At 42.0% G+C, this 16,026-nt stretch carries 20 protein-coding genes; 10 read left to right on the plus strand and 10 right to left on the minus strand.

Translation table 11 applies throughout. The features are described from left to right. Positions 1–298: 298 nt before the first annotated feature. Positions 299–916 (minus strand): NAD(P)-dependent oxidoreductase, encoded by a 618-nt coding sequence (locus LG330_RS06980; RefSeq protein ID WP_404408536.1) that lies wholly within the window; start codon positions 914–916, stop codon positions 299–301. Between the two features lie 146 nt (positions 917–1,062). Between LG330_RS06980 and fumC the strand changes: the two genes are divergently transcribed. Continuing rightward, positions 1,063–2,451 (plus strand): class II fumarate hydratase, encoded by a 1,389-nt coding sequence (fumC, locus tag LG330_RS06985; RefSeq protein ID WP_404408538.1) that lies wholly within the window; start codon positions 1,063–1,065, stop codon positions 2,449–2,451. Between the two features lie 67 nt (positions 2,452–2,518). Here the strand turns inward: fumC and LG330_RS06990 are convergent, their stop codons facing one another. The 4 genes from LG330_RS06990 to LG330_RS07005 all read right to left on the minus strand — a co-directional run bounded on the left by LG330_RS06990 (position 2,519) and on the right by LG330_RS07005 (position 5,182). Continuing rightward, a complete protein-coding gene (locus LG330_RS06990) occupies positions 2,519–3,616 on the minus strand; it encodes a sn-glycerol-3-phosphate ABC transporter ATP-binding protein UgpC (RefSeq protein ID WP_322422063.1) in 1,098 nt (365 codons plus the stop codon). A 109-nt stretch (positions 3,617–3,725) separates the two neighbouring features. Beyond that, positions 3,726–4,643 carry a helix-turn-helix domain-containing protein gene (locus tag LG330_RS06995; RefSeq protein WP_404408540.1) on the minus strand — a complete coding sequence of 306 codons (918 nt, stop codon included), beginning with the start codon at positions 4,641–4,643 and terminating at the stop codon, positions 3,726–3,728. 98 nt (positions 4,644–4,741) lie between these two features. Then, positions 4,742–4,921: a hypothetical protein gene (locus LG330_RS07000; RefSeq protein WP_322422060.1), complete on the minus strand. Its 180-nt coding sequence runs from the start codon at positions 4,919–4,921 to the stop codon at positions 4,742–4,744. A gap of 54 nt (positions 4,922–4,975) precedes the next feature. Then, positions 4,976–5,182, minus strand: coding sequence for a DUF5342 family protein (locus LG330_RS07005; protein WP_404408542.1), 207 nt, complete (start codon positions 5,180–5,182; stop codon positions 4,976–4,978). Between the two features lie 158 nt (positions 5,183–5,340). On the opposite strand from LG330_RS07005, the gene LG330_RS07010 reads away from it, so the two are divergent. Both LG330_RS07010 and LG330_RS07015 read left to right on the plus strand, forming a co-directional pair. Beyond that, positions 5,341–6,495, plus strand: coding sequence for a DUF445 domain-containing protein (locus tag LG330_RS07010; RefSeq protein WP_404408544.1), 1,155 nt, complete (start codon positions 5,341–5,343; stop codon positions 6,493–6,495). Between the two features lie 70 nt (positions 6,496–6,565). Continuing rightward, positions 6,566–6,928 carry a YlbF family regulator gene (locus tag LG330_RS07015; RefSeq protein ID WP_039808276.1) on the plus strand — a complete coding sequence of 121 codons (363 nt, stop codon included), beginning with the start codon at positions 6,566–6,568 and terminating at the stop codon, positions 6,926–6,928. Positions 6,929–6,970: 42 nt separating this feature from the next. Here LG330_RS07015 and LG330_RS07020 read toward each other — a convergent pair whose 3' ends face one another. Next, positions 6,971–8,263: a protoglobin domain-containing protein gene (locus LG330_RS07020; RefSeq protein ID WP_404408546.1), complete on the minus strand. Its 1,293-nt coding sequence runs from the start codon at positions 8,261–8,263 to the stop codon at positions 6,971–6,973. 256 nt (positions 8,264–8,519) lie between these two features. Here LG330_RS07020 and LG330_RS07025 point away from each other — a divergent pair, with 256 nt between their 5' ends. Beyond that, positions 8,520–9,308, plus strand: coding sequence for an enoyl-CoA hydratase (locus LG330_RS07025; protein WP_404408548.1), 789 nt, complete (start codon positions 8,520–8,522; stop codon positions 9,306–9,308). Between the two features lie 35 nt (positions 9,309–9,343). On the opposite strand, the gene LG330_RS07030 is transcribed toward LG330_RS07025, so the two are convergent. Then, positions 9,344–9,529, minus strand: a complete 186-nt coding sequence (locus LG330_RS07030; protein WP_404408550.1) for a YhzD family protein — start codon at positions 9,527–9,529, stop codon at positions 9,344–9,346. 140 nt (positions 9,530–9,669) lie between these two features. Here LG330_RS07030 and LG330_RS07035 point away from each other — a divergent pair, with 140 nt between their 5' ends. The 4 genes from LG330_RS07035 to LG330_RS07050 all read left to right on the plus strand — a co-directional run bounded on the left by LG330_RS07035 (position 9,670) and on the right by LG330_RS07050 (position 13,195). Further along, positions 9,670–10,566, plus strand: coding sequence for an ABC transporter ATP-binding protein (locus LG330_RS07035; protein WP_404408552.1), 897 nt, complete (start codon positions 9,670–9,672; stop codon positions 10,564–10,566). Beyond that, positions 10,559–11,824 (plus strand): ABC transporter permease, encoded by a 1,266-nt coding sequence (locus tag LG330_RS07040; protein ID WP_404408554.1) that lies wholly within the window; start codon positions 10,559–10,561, stop codon positions 11,822–11,824. The genes LG330_RS07035 and LG330_RS07040 overlap by 8 nt, the downstream gene beginning before the upstream one ends. A 180-nt stretch (positions 11,825–12,004) precedes the next feature. Beyond that, a complete protein-coding gene (gene yhaM, locus LG330_RS07045; RefSeq protein WP_404408556.1) occupies positions 12,005–12,952 on the plus strand; it encodes a 3'-5' exoribonuclease YhaM in 948 nt (315 codons plus the stop codon). A 60-nt stretch (positions 12,953–13,012) separates the two neighbouring features. Continuing rightward, positions 13,013–13,195, plus strand: coding sequence for a sporulation YhaL family protein (locus tag LG330_RS07050; protein ID WP_404408558.1), 183 nt, complete (start codon positions 13,013–13,015; stop codon positions 13,193–13,195). A gap of 410 nt (positions 13,196–13,605) precedes the next feature. On the opposite strand, the gene LG330_RS07055 is transcribed toward LG330_RS07050, so the two are convergent. Beyond that, positions 13,606–14,535 (minus strand): peptidylprolyl isomerase, encoded by a 930-nt coding sequence (locus LG330_RS07055; RefSeq protein ID WP_404408560.1) that lies wholly within the window; start codon positions 14,533–14,535, stop codon positions 13,606–13,608. Between the two features lie 178 nt (positions 14,536–14,713). Here LG330_RS07055 and LG330_RS07060 point away from each other — a divergent pair, with 178 nt between their 5' ends. Together LG330_RS07060 and LG330_RS07065 are read left to right on the plus strand one after the other, a co-directional pair. Continuing rightward, positions 14,714–14,800: a YjcZ family sporulation protein gene (locus tag LG330_RS07060; RefSeq protein ID WP_039808298.1), complete on the plus strand. Its 87-nt coding sequence runs from the start codon at positions 14,714–14,716 to the stop codon at positions 14,798–14,800. Positions 14,801–14,830: 30 nt separating this feature from the next. Then, positions 14,831–14,929: a YjcZ family sporulation protein gene (locus LG330_RS07065; RefSeq protein WP_404408562.1), complete on the plus strand. Its 99-nt coding sequence runs from the start codon at positions 14,831–14,833 to the stop codon at positions 14,927–14,929. A 155-nt stretch (positions 14,930–15,084) separates the two neighbouring features. On the opposite strand, the gene LG330_RS07070 is transcribed toward LG330_RS07065, so the two are convergent. Both LG330_RS07070 and LG330_RS07075 read right to left on the minus strand, forming a co-directional pair. Continuing rightward, positions 15,085–15,273 carry a hypothetical protein gene (locus LG330_RS07070; RefSeq protein WP_404408564.1) on the minus strand — a complete coding sequence of 63 codons (189 nt, stop codon included), beginning with the start codon at positions 15,271–15,273 and terminating at the stop codon, positions 15,085–15,087. A gap of 91 nt (positions 15,274–15,364) precedes the next feature. Then, positions 15,365–15,925, minus strand: coding sequence for a DUF3267 domain-containing protein (locus tag LG330_RS07075; RefSeq protein ID WP_404408566.1), 561 nt, complete (start codon positions 15,923–15,925; stop codon positions 15,365–15,367). Positions 15,926–16,026 lie beyond the last annotated feature (101 nt).

Raw genomic sequence — 16,026 nt, forward strand, 5'->3', positions numbered from 1 at the left:
CCTCAGCCTGCGGCTTTCGGGGTCTCAGCTTCCCTCTAATCGTCCCGGAGTCGCCGCCTTCCGCTCCGCTGCACTAAGGTTGGTTTTCAGAAATTAATTAATTGATGATTTATCTGCATTCAAAAAATCTGTGATGAAATAACACTCAGCTGACCTGTGGAGTGGGGGACGGAGACTCCCGCCCCAGGAAAGGACAGGTGAGATCCCGCAAGGCGAAGCCTGAGGAAGCTCACCGGCCGGGGGCAGGAAAGCGCAGTCCCCCACGGAACAGGTCAGCGATTATAAATCACAATTAAACTTAATAAGTAATCCCAACCCGCTCCCGCACATGCTCACTATTTAATAGAAGAGAATACGCAAAATCCCCCGTATCATACATCGAAATACTCGACGGCTCATCCGGCAGTGTATTCACTTCTGTCCGGTAAGTACCAACCCGTTCCCCATCCGGCAGGTAAGTCGGACAGACAACAGTCCAGTCAAGTCCCGCTTCCTTTAACATCAGAAAAGCTCTGCAATGATCTTCAGCAGCTGTACTCAGGCGTCTGTTTGATTCAGATGAATGAAAACGGAACTTACCAGGCTCTCTTTTTGAATCAAGTATACCTGCCGTTCCAATGGTAATAATACGTCTGCTCCCGTATTTTCTCATCGCAGGAAGGATATGAATCATTGATTTCGTCAGTGCATCATTTTTATCCGTTCCGAGTGCACTCACAACAGCATCCGTTCCTGAGATCGTTTTTTCAACGTCTTCTTTTACAGATGCATCACCCAGTATGTAAGTCAGGTTGGAATGGTTACTTTTAAGTTCAGGATCGCGAACGAGTGCCTGTACCTGGTGGCCATCTTCTAAAGCGCGTTCAAGAATGACACTCCCGACTCTGCCTGTCGCGCCAAATAATGCAATGTTCATCATAAAACCTCCTGTCTATTATCGTTTAATTTAGTGTAGCTTACTTCTCATTTTTGGGAAAGATAATTGATTAAGGGAGTGTAAGTGAGTTAAGTTAAGGGAAATGTTACAATATTCATACAATCATTTGGAAAGGGGATTTGAATATGAATTTTCGTACTGAGAGAGATACATTAGGTGAGGTGCAGGTACCTGCAGATAAACACTGGGGAGCGCAAACGCAGCGCAGTCTTGAGAACTTCCCGATTGGCATTGAAAAAATGCCGCTTGAAGTCACATACGGTTTTGCTGAACTGAAAAAGGCAGCAGCTGTTGCAAACTTTGACCTTGAAAAACTGTCTTTACATAAGAAGAATGCAATTGTAAAAGCATGTGATGAAATATTAAACGGAGAGCTTGATGAGCATTTTCCGCTGTCTGTCTGGCAGACTGGAAGCGGCACACAGTCTAATATGAATGCGAATGAAGTCATTGCGTTCAGAGCGAATCAATTCCTGTCTGATCAGGGCGTGGATGAAAAGGTTCATCCGAATGATGATGTGAATATGTCTCAAAGTTCAAACGACACATTCCCGACAGCAATGCATATTGCCGCTTACCGGGCAGTATGCAGTAAGCTGATTCCGGCTTTAAATAATCTGACTGATACGTTTTATCAGAAAGAAAAGGAATTTTATGAAGTTATTAAAATTGGAAGAACACATCTTCAGGATGCTACGCCGCTAACACTGGGGCAGGAAATCAGCGGGTGGCGTGCGATGCTTGAGCGCTCTAATACAATGATCCAGGAAGCGAATAAGCATATCCTTTCTCTTGCGATCGGAGGAACAGCAGTCGGTACAGGCATCAACGCCCACGCGGATTTTGGAGAGCGTGTAGCAAAACAGCTCGTGCTGCAGACAGGTTTTCCTTTCTATTCATCAGATAATAAATTTCATGCGCTGACCAGTCATGACGAGATTGTGTATCTTCACGGGGCATTAAAAGGTCTTTCAGCTGATTTAATGAAAATTGCCAATGATATCAGATGGCTTGCAAGTGGACCGAGAAGTGGAATTGGTGAAATTACGATACCTGCAAATGAGCCCGGAAGCTCAATTATGCCAGGGAAAGTCAACCCGACACAAAGTGAAGCGTTGACGATGATTACGACTCAGATCATGGGCAATGACGCAACAATCGGATTTGCTGCGAGCCAGGGGAACTTTGAATTAAATGTCTTTAAGCCTGTGATTATCTATAACTTCCTTCAATCCATTACGCTGCTTGCTGATGGTATGAATACATTCAACGATAAGTGTGCAGTTGGAATTGAAGCGAACCTTGATATTATTGCAAAACACGTAGAGAACTCTTTAATGCTTGTTACAGCATTAAATCCTCATATCGGTTATGAAAAAGCCGCTGAAATTGCAAAGCTTGCTTTTAATGATGAATCCACCTTAAAAGAAGCTGCAGTTAAGACGGGGTACCTGAATGAAGAACAGTATGATGAATGGATTCAGCCGCTTAACATGGTCAATATCGACCGTTAATGACTAGAAAAGGCCCGCTCAAGCTTTGAGCGGGCCTTTTACTATATGGTTAAAGGGGGTAACCAACTTATCGGATGCGCTGCTCAGTTTCCACATCAAAGAAATGGCACTTGTTCAGGTTGAAAGCAAGCTCAACTTTTTGTCCTGCTTTAATATCTGAACGTGAATCAACGCGTGCTACAAAGTCCTGATCGCCAAGCTTAGAATAAAGCATTAGTTCAGCACCTGTAAGCTCAGAAACTTCAATGTCAGCAAGGAATTTAGATCCTGCAGCTGATTCGATGAATACTGGCTCATCGTGAATATCTTCAGGGCGTACACCCAGGATAATATCTTTTCCAACGTAATTCTGATTACGAAGTGTTTTCATTTTACCTTCAGGAACCTGAAGCGTCTGACCTTTTACTTCAAATCCTGCATCTGTCAGCTTACCGCTGAAGAAGTTCATTGCCGGTGAACCGATAAATCCGCCAACAAATACGTTTTCAGGATTGTCATACACTTCTTTAGGAGATCCAACCTGCTGGATCACGCCATCCTTCATAACAACGATACGTGTTGCCATTGTCATCGCTTCAGTCTGATCGTGTGTTACGTAGATTGTTGTTGTCTGAAGACGCTGGTGAAGCTTCGCGATTTCAGCACGCATCTGAACACGAAGCTTTGCGTCAAGGTTTGAAAGCGGCTCATCCATAAGGAATACTTTTGCATCACGAACGATTGCACGCCCAAGTGCAACACGCTGACGCTGACCACCTGAAAGTGCTTTTGGCTTACGGTCAAGAAGCGCTTCAAGACCAAGGATCTTAGCAGCATTTTTTACACGCTTATCAATTTCAGCTTTATCGAATTTACGAAGCTTCAGTCCAAATGCCATGTTGTCATATACACTCATGTGAGGGTATAGTGCGTAGTTCTGGAATACCATTGCGATATCGCGGTCTTTTGGAGCTTTGTCATTTACACGCTCTTCGTCAATATAAAAGTCACCTTTAGAAATTTCCTCAAGACCGGCAACCATGCGAAGTGTTGTTGACTTACCGCAGCCAGATGGACCAACGAATACGATAAATTCTTTATCTTTAATGTGTAGGTTGAAGTCAGATACTGCTGTTACATCTTTATCATAAATTTTGTAGATATTCTGCATTTTTAACTCTGCCATGTTAATTCCTCCATTATGTACGAAATGTACGTTTGATATAGTGTTATTGTATCTCTCAATGTAAGCCTTTCCAATGGACAGATTGCACAAAAAAAGAACCGGTCATTCGTCACAATGACCAGTCCTCATTATTTGAGATTCTCTGATTCCACTCAAGGCAGGCAAAATAAGCAATTAGGCCGCCGTTAAACGTCTTAATATCAATGCCTGCTTTTTCACTGAATTTATCCAGTCTGTATTGAAGACTGTTACGGTGCATATATAACAGCTTGGCAGTAGAGCTGACATTTGAGAGGTTTTCTACAAAGCTTTGTATGATCTTTGGCAAATCACGTTCCTGATCAAACAGTTCGAAAATCGCTGCAAACAACGTATCTTTTTCAAAATCTGAAAAACGGTTCATCAGATTGATCGGCATCACATCAAATAATGAAAGTACTGATCTCTTTGATTCAAAAGGAATATGACGTTCAAACCAGGCTCTTTCCATCTCAAGCATTGTCTTCGTATTCGCGCCTGAGCTGTGAAAAGATCCAGCAAAGAATGTCACTTTCATCTCCAGGTCATTTTCAATGGCCTGGGCAGCTGAAGCAAGTTCATCAAGCGCTAATGTATCTTCCGTCTGAGGCTCAATGACAACGCCGCTGTATTCATCCGTCTGAATCACAATGGCAACATCCGAAAACACATAATGGAGCGCCTGCTCACCTTCAGTTTGAAAAGGGGAATCACTGATATACTGCACCATTCTGAAAACCTTACCCGGTTCATAAGGGCATTTCGCGTTTTCTTCTGAAAGAAACCTGAGCCATTTTCCTGCGGGACCTGAAGGAGGGACAGCAGATGGCGTTAATATAATTGAAAGTAATTCTTTCTCTCTGTCTGAAAGAGCGCTTTTTGAAAACCCAATGAACTGGTCGGCAGCCGGATCACGGTACCAGGTGAAATAATCATACTCTTCCGGTTTAACCTGATCGGGCTGCTTTGCCTCAGGAAACATTTGTAGGATCGAACGAAATGCTGACAAAAAATCACCCTGTTTCTATGTATGAATGCATTTAAAATAGCACGATTCTTTTCATTACACAACAAAACGGCCATCACGGCCGTTTTGTCAGCCGGCAGTTAATCTGCCGGCGGGGCTTCAGATTCTAAATCTCTTGCTTCCTCGATGTTTGTCCTGTGACCATAGCGGAACACACTTCCTCCCGCCATTCCTTCATTAATAAAACGGTCTACATCCATTGCAGCTTCATCTCGGCCTTCATAGGAAGTATCCGGAAGAAAAGACAAATGACGCTTCATCGAAAGCACCCCCTGATTCATAATATATGTGAATCAGGTCATTCATATACAAAGCTAATCGCCATAAACATGGAAAAGCATCAGGTCATGGATCTGCTGAATGACTTTGTCCTGATCTTTTTCAGGTGCTGCAGAGGTCCATTCTATTTTTCCGTTTTTATGATAAACCCCCTGTACCTGTTCTCCCATATATGTAAATGAAAAACGCCAGCCGGGTAAATCCTTTGAATATAATTTCTGATATTGAAAATGCTGAATCATTTTTCTTCCCCTTTAACTCGTTTTCACCAAGTATAGCATGAATGAAATAGAAACCTGAACATAATCTGAATGGAGGAGAGGGCAGATATTTCAGCATGTTGAAAGGGTCATTCAAACCATTGGAACCAGATTCTGCTATACTGTACAGGAAGAGTATAGTGGAAGGTGAGATTATGGATATTGTCATTTTATTATTAATCATGATGACGGTCGGAGCAGTTATTGGAGGCTTTACAAACAGTCTTGCAATCAAAATGCTTTTCAGACCGTATAAACCGGTATATATAGGTAAGTGGCGTGTGCCATTTACCCCGGGCCTGATCCCGAAAAGAAGAGAAGAGCTCGCCCGTCAGCTTGGTCTGATGGTTGTGAATCACTTGTTAACAGCTGAAAGTCTGAAGGCGAAATTCCTGAATACCGAAAAGGAAAAAGCACTGACAGCGTGGCTTCAAAAAGAAGGCAGTAAGGTATTTCAGATCGATGATTCAGTGGAAACTGTACTGAAGCGCTTTGATCTTGAATCCCCGGTCCCATACCTTGAGCGGACAATGGACAGCTGGATTGAAGGACAGTATGAACAGTTAAAAGAAAAATATATGTTTTTAACCTTGCGTGAAACATTGCCTGTTCAGTGGCAGGAACGTCTGGATCGTAAAGTGACAACAGTCAGCACGTACATTCTTGAGAAGGGTGAGGACTACTTCGCTTCTGAAGAAGGAAAAGAAAAAGTTCAGACAATGATTGATGATTTCCTGAAAACACGAGGCACGCTTGGCAGTATGGTGCAGATGGTGATGGGAAATACGTCGCTTGCAGATAAAGTTCAGCCTGAGATCATAAAATTTTTGAAACATCCTGGAACACATGATATACTCGAACAGGTTTTGCACAAAGAGTGGGAAAAAGTGAAGGATTGGCAGTGGGAACGGGCATTTTCGATTGTCACTGACCGTGATCTCGTTATCCGGCTCCAAGGCTTATTAAAAGAACGTATGAACCTGAATGAATGGATGGACAAACCGTTCGGCAGTGTCATTCAGCCGCTTGAGAGCAGGCTGATAGAAGACTTAATCCCAAAAGCGTCATCAAAAGCCAAAGATATACTCATTGAACGGATTGAGGGTATCCTTGCAAAGATGAAGCTGCAGGAAATTGTCAGGGAACAGGTGGATTCATTCGAGGTGTCTCGCCTCGAGGAACTTGTGCTCGGCATTTCAAGAAGGGAATTTAAAATGATCACCTATCTTGGTGCGCTGCTTGGCGGATTAATTGGACTTGTTCAAGGGGTTTTTGTGTACCTAACCGGTCTCTAAAACAAATAATGTTTAAGACTGATTTTAGAGGGCAAACATGAAAGAGCGATTAACTTAGGAGGTTTTACGAATGGCAGTAAATCTGTATGATCAGGCAAATGAACTCGAAAGTGCAATTCGTCAGAGCGAGGAATTCACTCAACTAAAAGAAATGTATGACGCTGTAAACAGCGATGAGTCAGCGAAAGGGATCTTTGAAAACTTCCGAAACATCCAGCTTTCATTACAGCAGAAGCAAATGAACGGTGAAGAAATTTCTCAGGAAGAAATTGAGCAGGCACAAAAAACTGCTCAGCTTGTACAGCAGCATGAACTGATTGCTAAGCTGATGGAAGCTGAACAGCGTATGAGCATGACAATTCAGGAACTGAACAAAGTGATCATGAAGCCACTTGAAGAGCTTTATGGCGCAATGGAAAATAATGAGCAGTAATATTTAAAGCCGCTTACAGGTCAACGCCTGTAAGCGGCTTTTTTAAGCTCTTTCCTCAAGTGAGGCAGCAGCATCTGCAACGCCTGCTGCTTTTTCTGAAATCTCATTCAGCGTAATCACAAGACTGCTCACGTCAGCATCAACCTGAGAGTTCTGGCTTTTAAGCTCATTCATAACAGCCATAATCCCCTCAAAAGACTCACTTGTCGAAATAATGCTGTCTCGTTCAGACCGGAAGAGGTTTTTCAGTTCAAGAATTGACCCTTCAATTGTTTTTGTCTTCACATTCGTATCCTTCAGCAGATCATAAACCTGTGACACTGATTCCTTTGTATTTTCAGCAAGCTTTCTTACTTCATCAGCTACTACTGCAAACCCTTTTCCATGCTCACCAGCACGGGCAGCTTCAATTGAAGCATTTAGAGCAAGCAGGTTTGTCTGATCAGCAATTGAAGTTACCATGTTGGCAACCTCAGAGATCTGGCTGTTTAGATTGTTAAGCTCTATGATATTTTGTTCTGTTGACTGCATTTTATTAGAAATCTGTTCACTTTCTTTTTTCGTCTGATCAAGACGTGACTGTTCTTCACCTGTTTTATTTTGAAGCTCAGTCGCCACCTGTGAACCATTTTGCGCACGACTTGAAAGCTGACCAAGCGCTTCTTTCATCTGGCGGACATTTTCACTCGTTGCGCTGCTATTATCAGACAGAGTAGCTGCACTTGTTCTCAGCGTATGAAGCAGCTCTTCCAAGTGATTTTGATCAGCCATCAGCTTCTTCTGAAATTGATTTTCATATGCTTCAAGTACGATTTGCATTTCAAGATTTAAGATCTTTGAAATGGCGCGTATCAGACTGAATTTATCTTTTTCATTAAAAGGAAGCGTCTCAGTCATATCGATAAATGAATTCAGCAGATCCTGAAAAGCGGCAATATACCATTTAGGATCAAGCCCGATATGCAGATGAACTTCAGCAATCCGATTTCTTTTCATAATAAACTGCTGATCAATTTTACCGCTGAACATTTCCTGAATGTGAACAGTCAGCGTTTTTTTCAGGCGTTCAATCGAACTGTGCTCTTTGATAATAGACAAAAGCTTTGGCTCGTGACCGATTGTTTTATAAAAGTGAGAGACAATCTGCTCAATATTTTCAGTTACATATGGTTTAAAAGCCATCAGAATTTGCAGATCATACGTTGAAAACGAAATCATACTCAGCTGTTTTGGTGTTGTAATTTCTTTTGGTAGATCAATTTTCACCTGATCCTTAAATCTGTCTGCAACGACAGTCAAATCAATTTTTTTCTCTTTAGTTCGTGCCCACATCATCTAAATCGTTCCTCCTTAAATATCCTCTGTAAGTAATATCGTCTGAACCCATTCAGAATTTATATGTAAATACAAATAAATCTCATAGATCCATTATACTACCAAGTATAAATATTTGGGTATAAATTCTCTGTTTTTATAAGAGTAAATGATTTTATATGAGAATATTAAACCAATTTCCAAATAATAAAGGATATTCAGCTCGTGATAGGGAATAAGTGAACGGAGATTCATTTTAGGGGATGGAGTGATTTATATGAATAAGCAGTATGAAACATTAAAGGTTGAAGTGCAGGGAAATACAGTCTGGCTGACGTTCAACAGACCGGAAAGTCTAAATGCACTGAACCTGCAGTTAATGACTGACCTGCAGGATGCACTGAATGAAATTAAACGGGATGCAGACCTGCAGGTGCTTGTATTAAGCGGTGAAGGAAAAGGTTTCTGTTCAGGCGGAGATATTAAAGCGATGCTAAAGATGAATGGTGAAGAAGAATTTCAGCATTTTATGAAAATCATCAATGATCTTTCAGTTACGCTTTACACAATACCTAAAATCACTGTCAGTGCAATTCATGGTGCTGCAGCAGGTCTTGGTCTCAGCTTAGCGCTTTCAACGGATGTCATTATTGCGGAAGAGCAGAGTAAACTCGCGATGAACTTTATCGGTATCGGTCTTGTGCCGGATGGTGGGGGACACTTTTTCATGCAGGAACGCCTCGGCACGCAAAAAGCGCTGCATACAATCTGGCGCGGAGATATTCTGAACGGGCATGAAGCCTATTCTCTTGGACTGATTGAAAAAGTGACTGCTGAAGGACGCGTGAAGGAAGAAGCAGAAGGGTTTGTACAGACGATTAACCACAGCCCGGTGAAAGCCATGATGGAATCAAAGTCGATCTTAAGAGCCAGCAGAAAAGCACAGCTTGAAGAGATCCTTGAAATGGAAAAAGAAGCACAATGGAGAATGAGGCAGACAAATGACCATATGGAAGGCATCCAGGCATTTACTGAAAAAAGAAAGCCTGTATTCAAAGGGAATTAAAAAAGCGGGGCGCTAATGAAGCGTCCCGCTGTTTCTTATGTATGAAATACAACTAACTTACCACGTGGTGATACGACACGGTGGGTGTGATCAAGCATGCCTTCTGCTTCAAGACGCTTTTCCCCGATCGTTTTAGCTTCCTTATCATTTTCTGCTTCAAAGGAATCCTCAAAAAGCAGTTCCCCTTTTTTATCAAAAGCTGTGATCTTGTAAATATCCATTTCATTCATCTCCTTTTTGTCCGTATGTTTATTATTACATAGCAGCTTCATCACGTGAAGTAGAGAAATTCTGAAAAAAATGAACCTTTTCTCAAGCTTTTCCGTATAAAATAGAGGAACAGGCAAAAGGGGGAATTGTCATGTTGAAAATTGACAGCGTTACAAAAAGATTTGGCACACATACAGCCGTTAACAACCTTTCGCTCACTATACCTAAGGGTGAAATGTTCGGCTTTCTTGGTGCAAATGGAGCAGGTAAAACAACAACCTTCCGTATGATTCTCGGATTAATAGACACGACTGCTGGGTCAATCAGCTGGAACGATGAATCAATCGGCTATCATACAAGTCAGCAAATCGGGTATTTGCCGGAAGAAAGAGGCCTTTATCCAAAAATGAAAGTAAATGAGCAGGTCGTCTATTTGGCAAGGTTAAGAGGGATGGATAAAAAAGCCGCTGAAAAAGAACTGACCGGATGGCTTGAAAAATTCAATATCCCTGAATATGAAAATAAAAGAGTAGAGGAACTGTCAAAAGGAAATCAGCAGAAAATACAGTTTATTACTTCAGTTATACATAAACCAGATCTGCTCATTCTTGATGAGCCGTTCAGCGGCCTTGACCCTGTTAACGTTGAGCTATTAAAAAAAGCGGTTGATGATCTGAAAACCCAGGGCACGACCATCGTATTTTCGAGCCACAGAATGGAGCATGTTGAAGAGCTTTGCGAAAGCCTGTGCATTATTCATAAAGGTGCTCCAATCGTGCAGGGGAAATTAAATGAGATCAAAAGGGACTTTGGCAAAAAGAACTTACTCATCAAAGCCGATTTTGACCTAGCCGGACTTGAAGCGCTGTCTGGCGTTGTGAAAGTGAAGAAGCTGATTGGTGGTGCGGAGCTCCAGATTGAAAATGAAGAAGTATCGCAGGATATCCTGTCTTTTCTTCAGCCAAAAGGATTTATCCGTCAGTTTTCACTGGAAGAGCCTTCACTGAACGATATCTTTATTGAAAAGGCGGGTGCTTCCTATGAATAGATTCGGTTTAATTCTTGCGAAGTCTTATATGAATAAAATCAAATCCAGATCCTTTATTATCACCACAATCATTTTCACGTTGGTTATTATTGGCGCAACCAACTTCCAGTCGATCACTTCACTTTTTGACGCAAATGGAGATGGCGGGGAAGAGCAGTGGCAGGTCGTCGTCTATGAGGAAGAGACAGATATTGCTGATAACCTTTCTGCTCAGATGGCGATCCTGAACCAGTCAATTGAGATCACAAGAGGGGAAGAACCCCTTGAAGAACTTGAAACCCAGCTTGAAAACGGAGAATTTGATGCGCTGCTTACAGTAAATGCTACAGAAGTGGGCAGATTGCAGGCTGAATATTTATCAGCTTCACTCACAGCAAATTCTTACTCAGGCGATCTTCAGGCAGCGCTGCAAACGATTCAGTCTAATATGGCTGCAAACCGTTTATCTTTAAGTGCTGATGAGTTGGCGACACTTAATATGCCGGTTTCATTTTCTCAGTCAGCTTACGTTGAGTCTGCAAAATCAGCTGAAGAGCTTGATCAGGCGAGAGGGCTCGTATATGTACTCATTTTCGTTATTTACATGTCGGTACTGATCTATTCCATGATGATCGCGACAGAAGTAGCAACTGAAAAATCATCGAGAGTAATGGAAATTCTGATTTCCAGTGTACCTCCGATTCAGCAGATTTTTGCGAAAATCCTGGGAATTGGGCTTGTCGGCTTGACGCAGATTCTGATCTGGGCAGTTGTAGGAACACTATCGGTTAATTTAAGCGGGGATGCTCTCGAAGGCGGAATATATTCCTTGTTTGACTTCTCTGCAGGATCAATCAGTACGATTATTTATGGCATTGTATTTTTTATTCTCGGCTATTTTCTTTATGCAACGCTGGCAGCTTTCCTTGGATCACTAGTCAGCAGAACAGAAGATCTTCAGCAGGTGCTGATGCCTGTCAATATTCTGATTGTTGGTGGCGCTCTTTTAGCGTTTTACGGGCTTGCATCACCGGAAGCAGGATTTATTACCGTCACATCCTACATCCCATTTTTCACACCGCTTGTGATGTTTACAAGAGTGGGGATGCTGAATATCCCGTTTTGGGAGCCGGCCATTGCCATATTACTAACGCTTCTGACGATTTTAGTGTTAGGATGGTTTGGGGCAAAGGTATATAGAGGAGGCGTACTCATGTACGGGAATTCCTCATCACTTAAAGATATAAAACAGGCAGTTAAATTATCTAAAAAAGAATAATCATACAACATCATTGAGATAGCCGGTGCAGGTGCCGGTTATTTCTATTTATGTTCAGGTGAGATCTGTTATAATGTAGGAACAAGTGTTCTTTTTGAAGAGGATCCAATGAACGATTTATACAGCGTGATTAAAAATAAATCTCAAACAATATAAACCAGATAAAAGGAGAGGTTGCAGATGAAAGGCATTACTTTTTTAAATCCGGGAGACCCAGTCGACCAGTATCTGCTTGTTAAACAAATGACAAAAGGTGTAACCACTGCTGGAAAACCTTTTTTAACATTAATTTTTCAAGACAGAAGCGGGGACATCGAAGCAAAGCTGTGGGACGCAGGCGATGAGGAAGAGCGTAAATATCAGCCTCAGACGATTGTAAAAGTAGCGGGGGAAATTCATAATTACCGCGGCAAAAATCAGCTGAGATTAAGGCAGATCAGACCAGCTTCAGCGCAGGATAACGTGAAAATGGGCGACTTCCTGGAAACAGCACCACTGTCAATCGAGTCAATGACTGAAGAATTAACACAGTATATTTTTGAAATGAAAAATCCGGTGATTCAGAGAATTACCCGTCACCTGCTGAAAAAATACCAGAAGTCATTTATGGAATATCCTGCAGCAACGAAAAACCATCATGAATTTGTTTCAGGTCTCGCTTTTCACGTTGTGTCGATGCTGAGACTTGGAAAGTTCCTTGCTGAACAATATCCTTCTTTAAACAAAGATTTACTTTATGCAGGGATCATCCTGCACGATATGGGGAAAGTGAAGGAGTTATCAGGAGCCGTATCAGCGACCTATACACTTGAAGGAAATCTGCTTGGACATATTTCAATCATGGTAAACGAAATTGCTGAAGCTGCAAAAGAGCTTGAGATCGAAGCTGAAGAAGTGCTGCTGTTACAGCATATGATTCTTTCGCATCACGGTAAAGCAGAATGGGGTTCACCAAAACCGCCGATGCTCATGGAAGCTGAAATCCTTCACTATATTGATAATATTGACGCGAAAATGGTGATGATGGACAGGGTGATCAGCAGAACGAACTCAGGAGAATATACTGAAAGAGTATTTGCACTTGAGAACAGATCATTCTACCGTCCGCATATGTACGACCAGGACTAGTCATAAGCTTGTACGCGCCTGCATAGAGTAAAGTAAGAATTCAGTGCAGGAGGCGTATAGATGTTTCCAATATGGATTGACCTTGCAATTGGAGGGGCCGTGCTCAGCCTTGTGATGTTTGTCAAAACCGCTTATCAGGATAAAAAGCAGGAAAAAGACTTTATTGAAGAGCATGGAAAAACTTATATTCAGCGCATGCTGAAAGAAAAGAAAAAGCGTGTGTCAGCTGAGTATAAAGATTAAAAAAAAGCGGGAGGCAGTGATGCCTTCCGCTTTTCTATGTCCAGCTCCAGGCGCGAGCTCTTCGGGTCATAAGCCACACATCGGTAAACGGGAAAATCACCCGTTATCCGATGCGCGTCTTATGCCTGTCAGAGCTGGACGAGCGCCTTCCGCTTTTCTCTGTGTCCAGCTCCAGCAGGCAGACCCTCGAGTCATAAGCTGCGATGAGAACATGGGGGTAAGTCGCCCATTTTTCTCATCACATCTTACGCTTGTCGGGTCTGAACGCCTGCTTCCGCTTTTCTCTGTCCAGCTCCAGGCGCGAGCTCTTCGGGTCATAAGCCACACATCGGTAAACGGGAAAACCCCCCGTTATCCGATGCGCGTCTTATGCCTGTCAGAGCTGGACGAGCGCCTTCCGCTTTTCTTCATTAAGACTCAGTATCTTCGGTCTCATCTTCAACTGGCTCTTCTTCAGCAGCCGGTGCTTCTGGCTGTGAAAGGAACGCATCGAATGTAGCTTCAAGATCTTCATCTTTAATATCAATGTCAGCTTCTCTCATCATTTCCTGAATCATCGCGCTTGCCTGCGTCTGATCTGCCTTTGCAAGCTTCAGGTCATGCTCGATGTCAGCCTGCATATCTTCAAAGCTGCCGATATCTGCTTCACGCGTTTCAGTTACTTCAATAATGTGCCAGCCAAAGCTTGACTCAACAGGTTCGCTGATCACATTCGGCTCAAGGCTGAATGCAGCATCTTCAAATGCCGGATCCATATCTCCGGCGCTGAAGAATCCAAGTTCGCCGCCAGTTTCCTGTGCAGCAGGTTCAGTTGAAACTTCACGTGCGAGCTCAGCAAAGTCAGCTCCATCTTCAAGCTGCTGCTTCACATCAAGCGCAGTTTCTTCGTCCTGTACAAGAATATGTCTAGCATTTACTTCTTTTTGCATCTGTTCGTACTTTTCCTGAACTTCTTCTTCAGTTACTTCTACATCTTCAATTAAAGCTTTTTCCTGAAGGAGGTTCAGTTTAATTGTGTCACGGAACGTATCTTCAGTGTAACCCTGCTGTGACAGGATCATCTCAAACTGTTCCTGACCACCATATTGTTCTTTCATTGATTCCAGTTCAGCGTCTACTTCTTCGTCTGATACTTCATATTTATCCTGAAGAATCTGCTCGAGTACCATCATCTGAAGTGCCTGCTCTCCAACAGTTGTCTTCATCTCCTGGTATAATTCTTCTTTCGTAATATCTCCGGCATTCGTTGATACGACTACTTCACTTGATTCTTCATCACTGCATGCTGCAAGAGCTGCCACACTCAGTGTTAATGAAGCTGCTGCAATCCACTTTTTCATGTATTTCCTCTCCTCACGATCTCTCTATGTTGTAAAAAATCTACAAAGCATACTATAACATATTTCCCCAAACCTTAGTATTGTTTTCACGATCATTCCTTTTTTGCAAAAGATAAGCGTCCAGCCCATCCATCTTAAAAACAAATTGAATACCATACATAAGAAAGGAGGGGTCTCCATGTCATGTGGTAAAGGAGGAGGGTTCGCGTTAATCGTCGTTCTGTTTATCCTCCTTGTGATTGTTGGCGCAGCCTGGCTATATTAAAAATTTATAAAAAGAAAGGGGGACATCAACATGTCTCACGGACACGACAAAGGTTATAACGGCGGAGGATTTGCTCTACTAGTCGTACTATTCATCCTCCTCATCATCATCGGAAGCGCATGGTTCTAAGAAAAGCGTAGGTGAGCGTTTAGGGGCATACATGTTGACCTGAAGCGCAGGGAAACGATTAGAGAGGCTAAAACATTATATTTAGCCTCTTTTTTAATAATCAAAAAAGATGCCATCGCAGGCACCTTTATTAGCTTACATATTAGTTTTCATCATTACGTATACAAAATCTCCACGTATGAAGACAGAAGTAAAATCAGGATCAGAATATTGATCGTACGGAAGACTTTTGGCTGCCGTTCGTTCGGAATTTCCTTCTGCTCACATAGTCTATTAGTCATTCGATTAATGGCATAAATAATAAATACGGTAAACACGATAAATAATCCAATTACGGTAAGCATGTTCGCCCTCCTCGTCTATAAGTACTACAATAACAAAAATCAGACATAAATAACAGAGTCAGCTGTTAAATATGTCTGATTCATCACCTTTTTAGATGCCTGGGTATTGTGTTTCCTTTACAGGAACGAGTATTTCATACCCATCATCGTCCTCTTCAATAAAAGCACCTTTAGGAGATTTAAACAAAGATCTCGCATAAAGGAAGTCTACCAGGCAAATCCCCGTATGATAAGCAATCAAAATCGTAAAATAGTGTGCGTACCCAGGGAAAAGAGTAGTTGCGTATAACAATACGCAGTTAATTAGAATAAATGGTGAGACAAGCGCCATGATAAAAAACACCTTTGGAATCGGCTTGTTCACTCTCACAGACATAATTGGTACACAAAAGAACTGAAATCTGGTCTTTAATTGGATCAGACTTATAAATCCCGCAAGCGGAAGTGTATGAAACACTTTATGAAGCGGGTATATCAGAAAAAATCCAATTGCAAACCATAGAAAATACTGATCATACATTGGTTGGTCAAAAATTAATTGTATTGATACGTGTAAAAATGAAAAAACAGTCAGGACCAAAATCGCAGACAGAAAAAAGATACGGTAAAATCCGTATTGTTTCTTAACATTGATTGATTTCCAGCAATGCAACACGATCGCCTCCGTTCATGACGATTTTAATAAAAGCTACGAGAGCTACTTTACTCTCATCTGCAAGAAGTTGCAATAGGTAAATGAAAAAATTAATATTT

This window comes from Jeotgalibacillus malaysiensis (assembly GCF_044789845.1).
GTDB classification, from domain to species: Bacteria; Bacillota; Bacilli; order Bacillales; family Jeotgalibacillaceae; genus Jeotgalibacillus; species Jeotgalibacillus malaysiensis_A.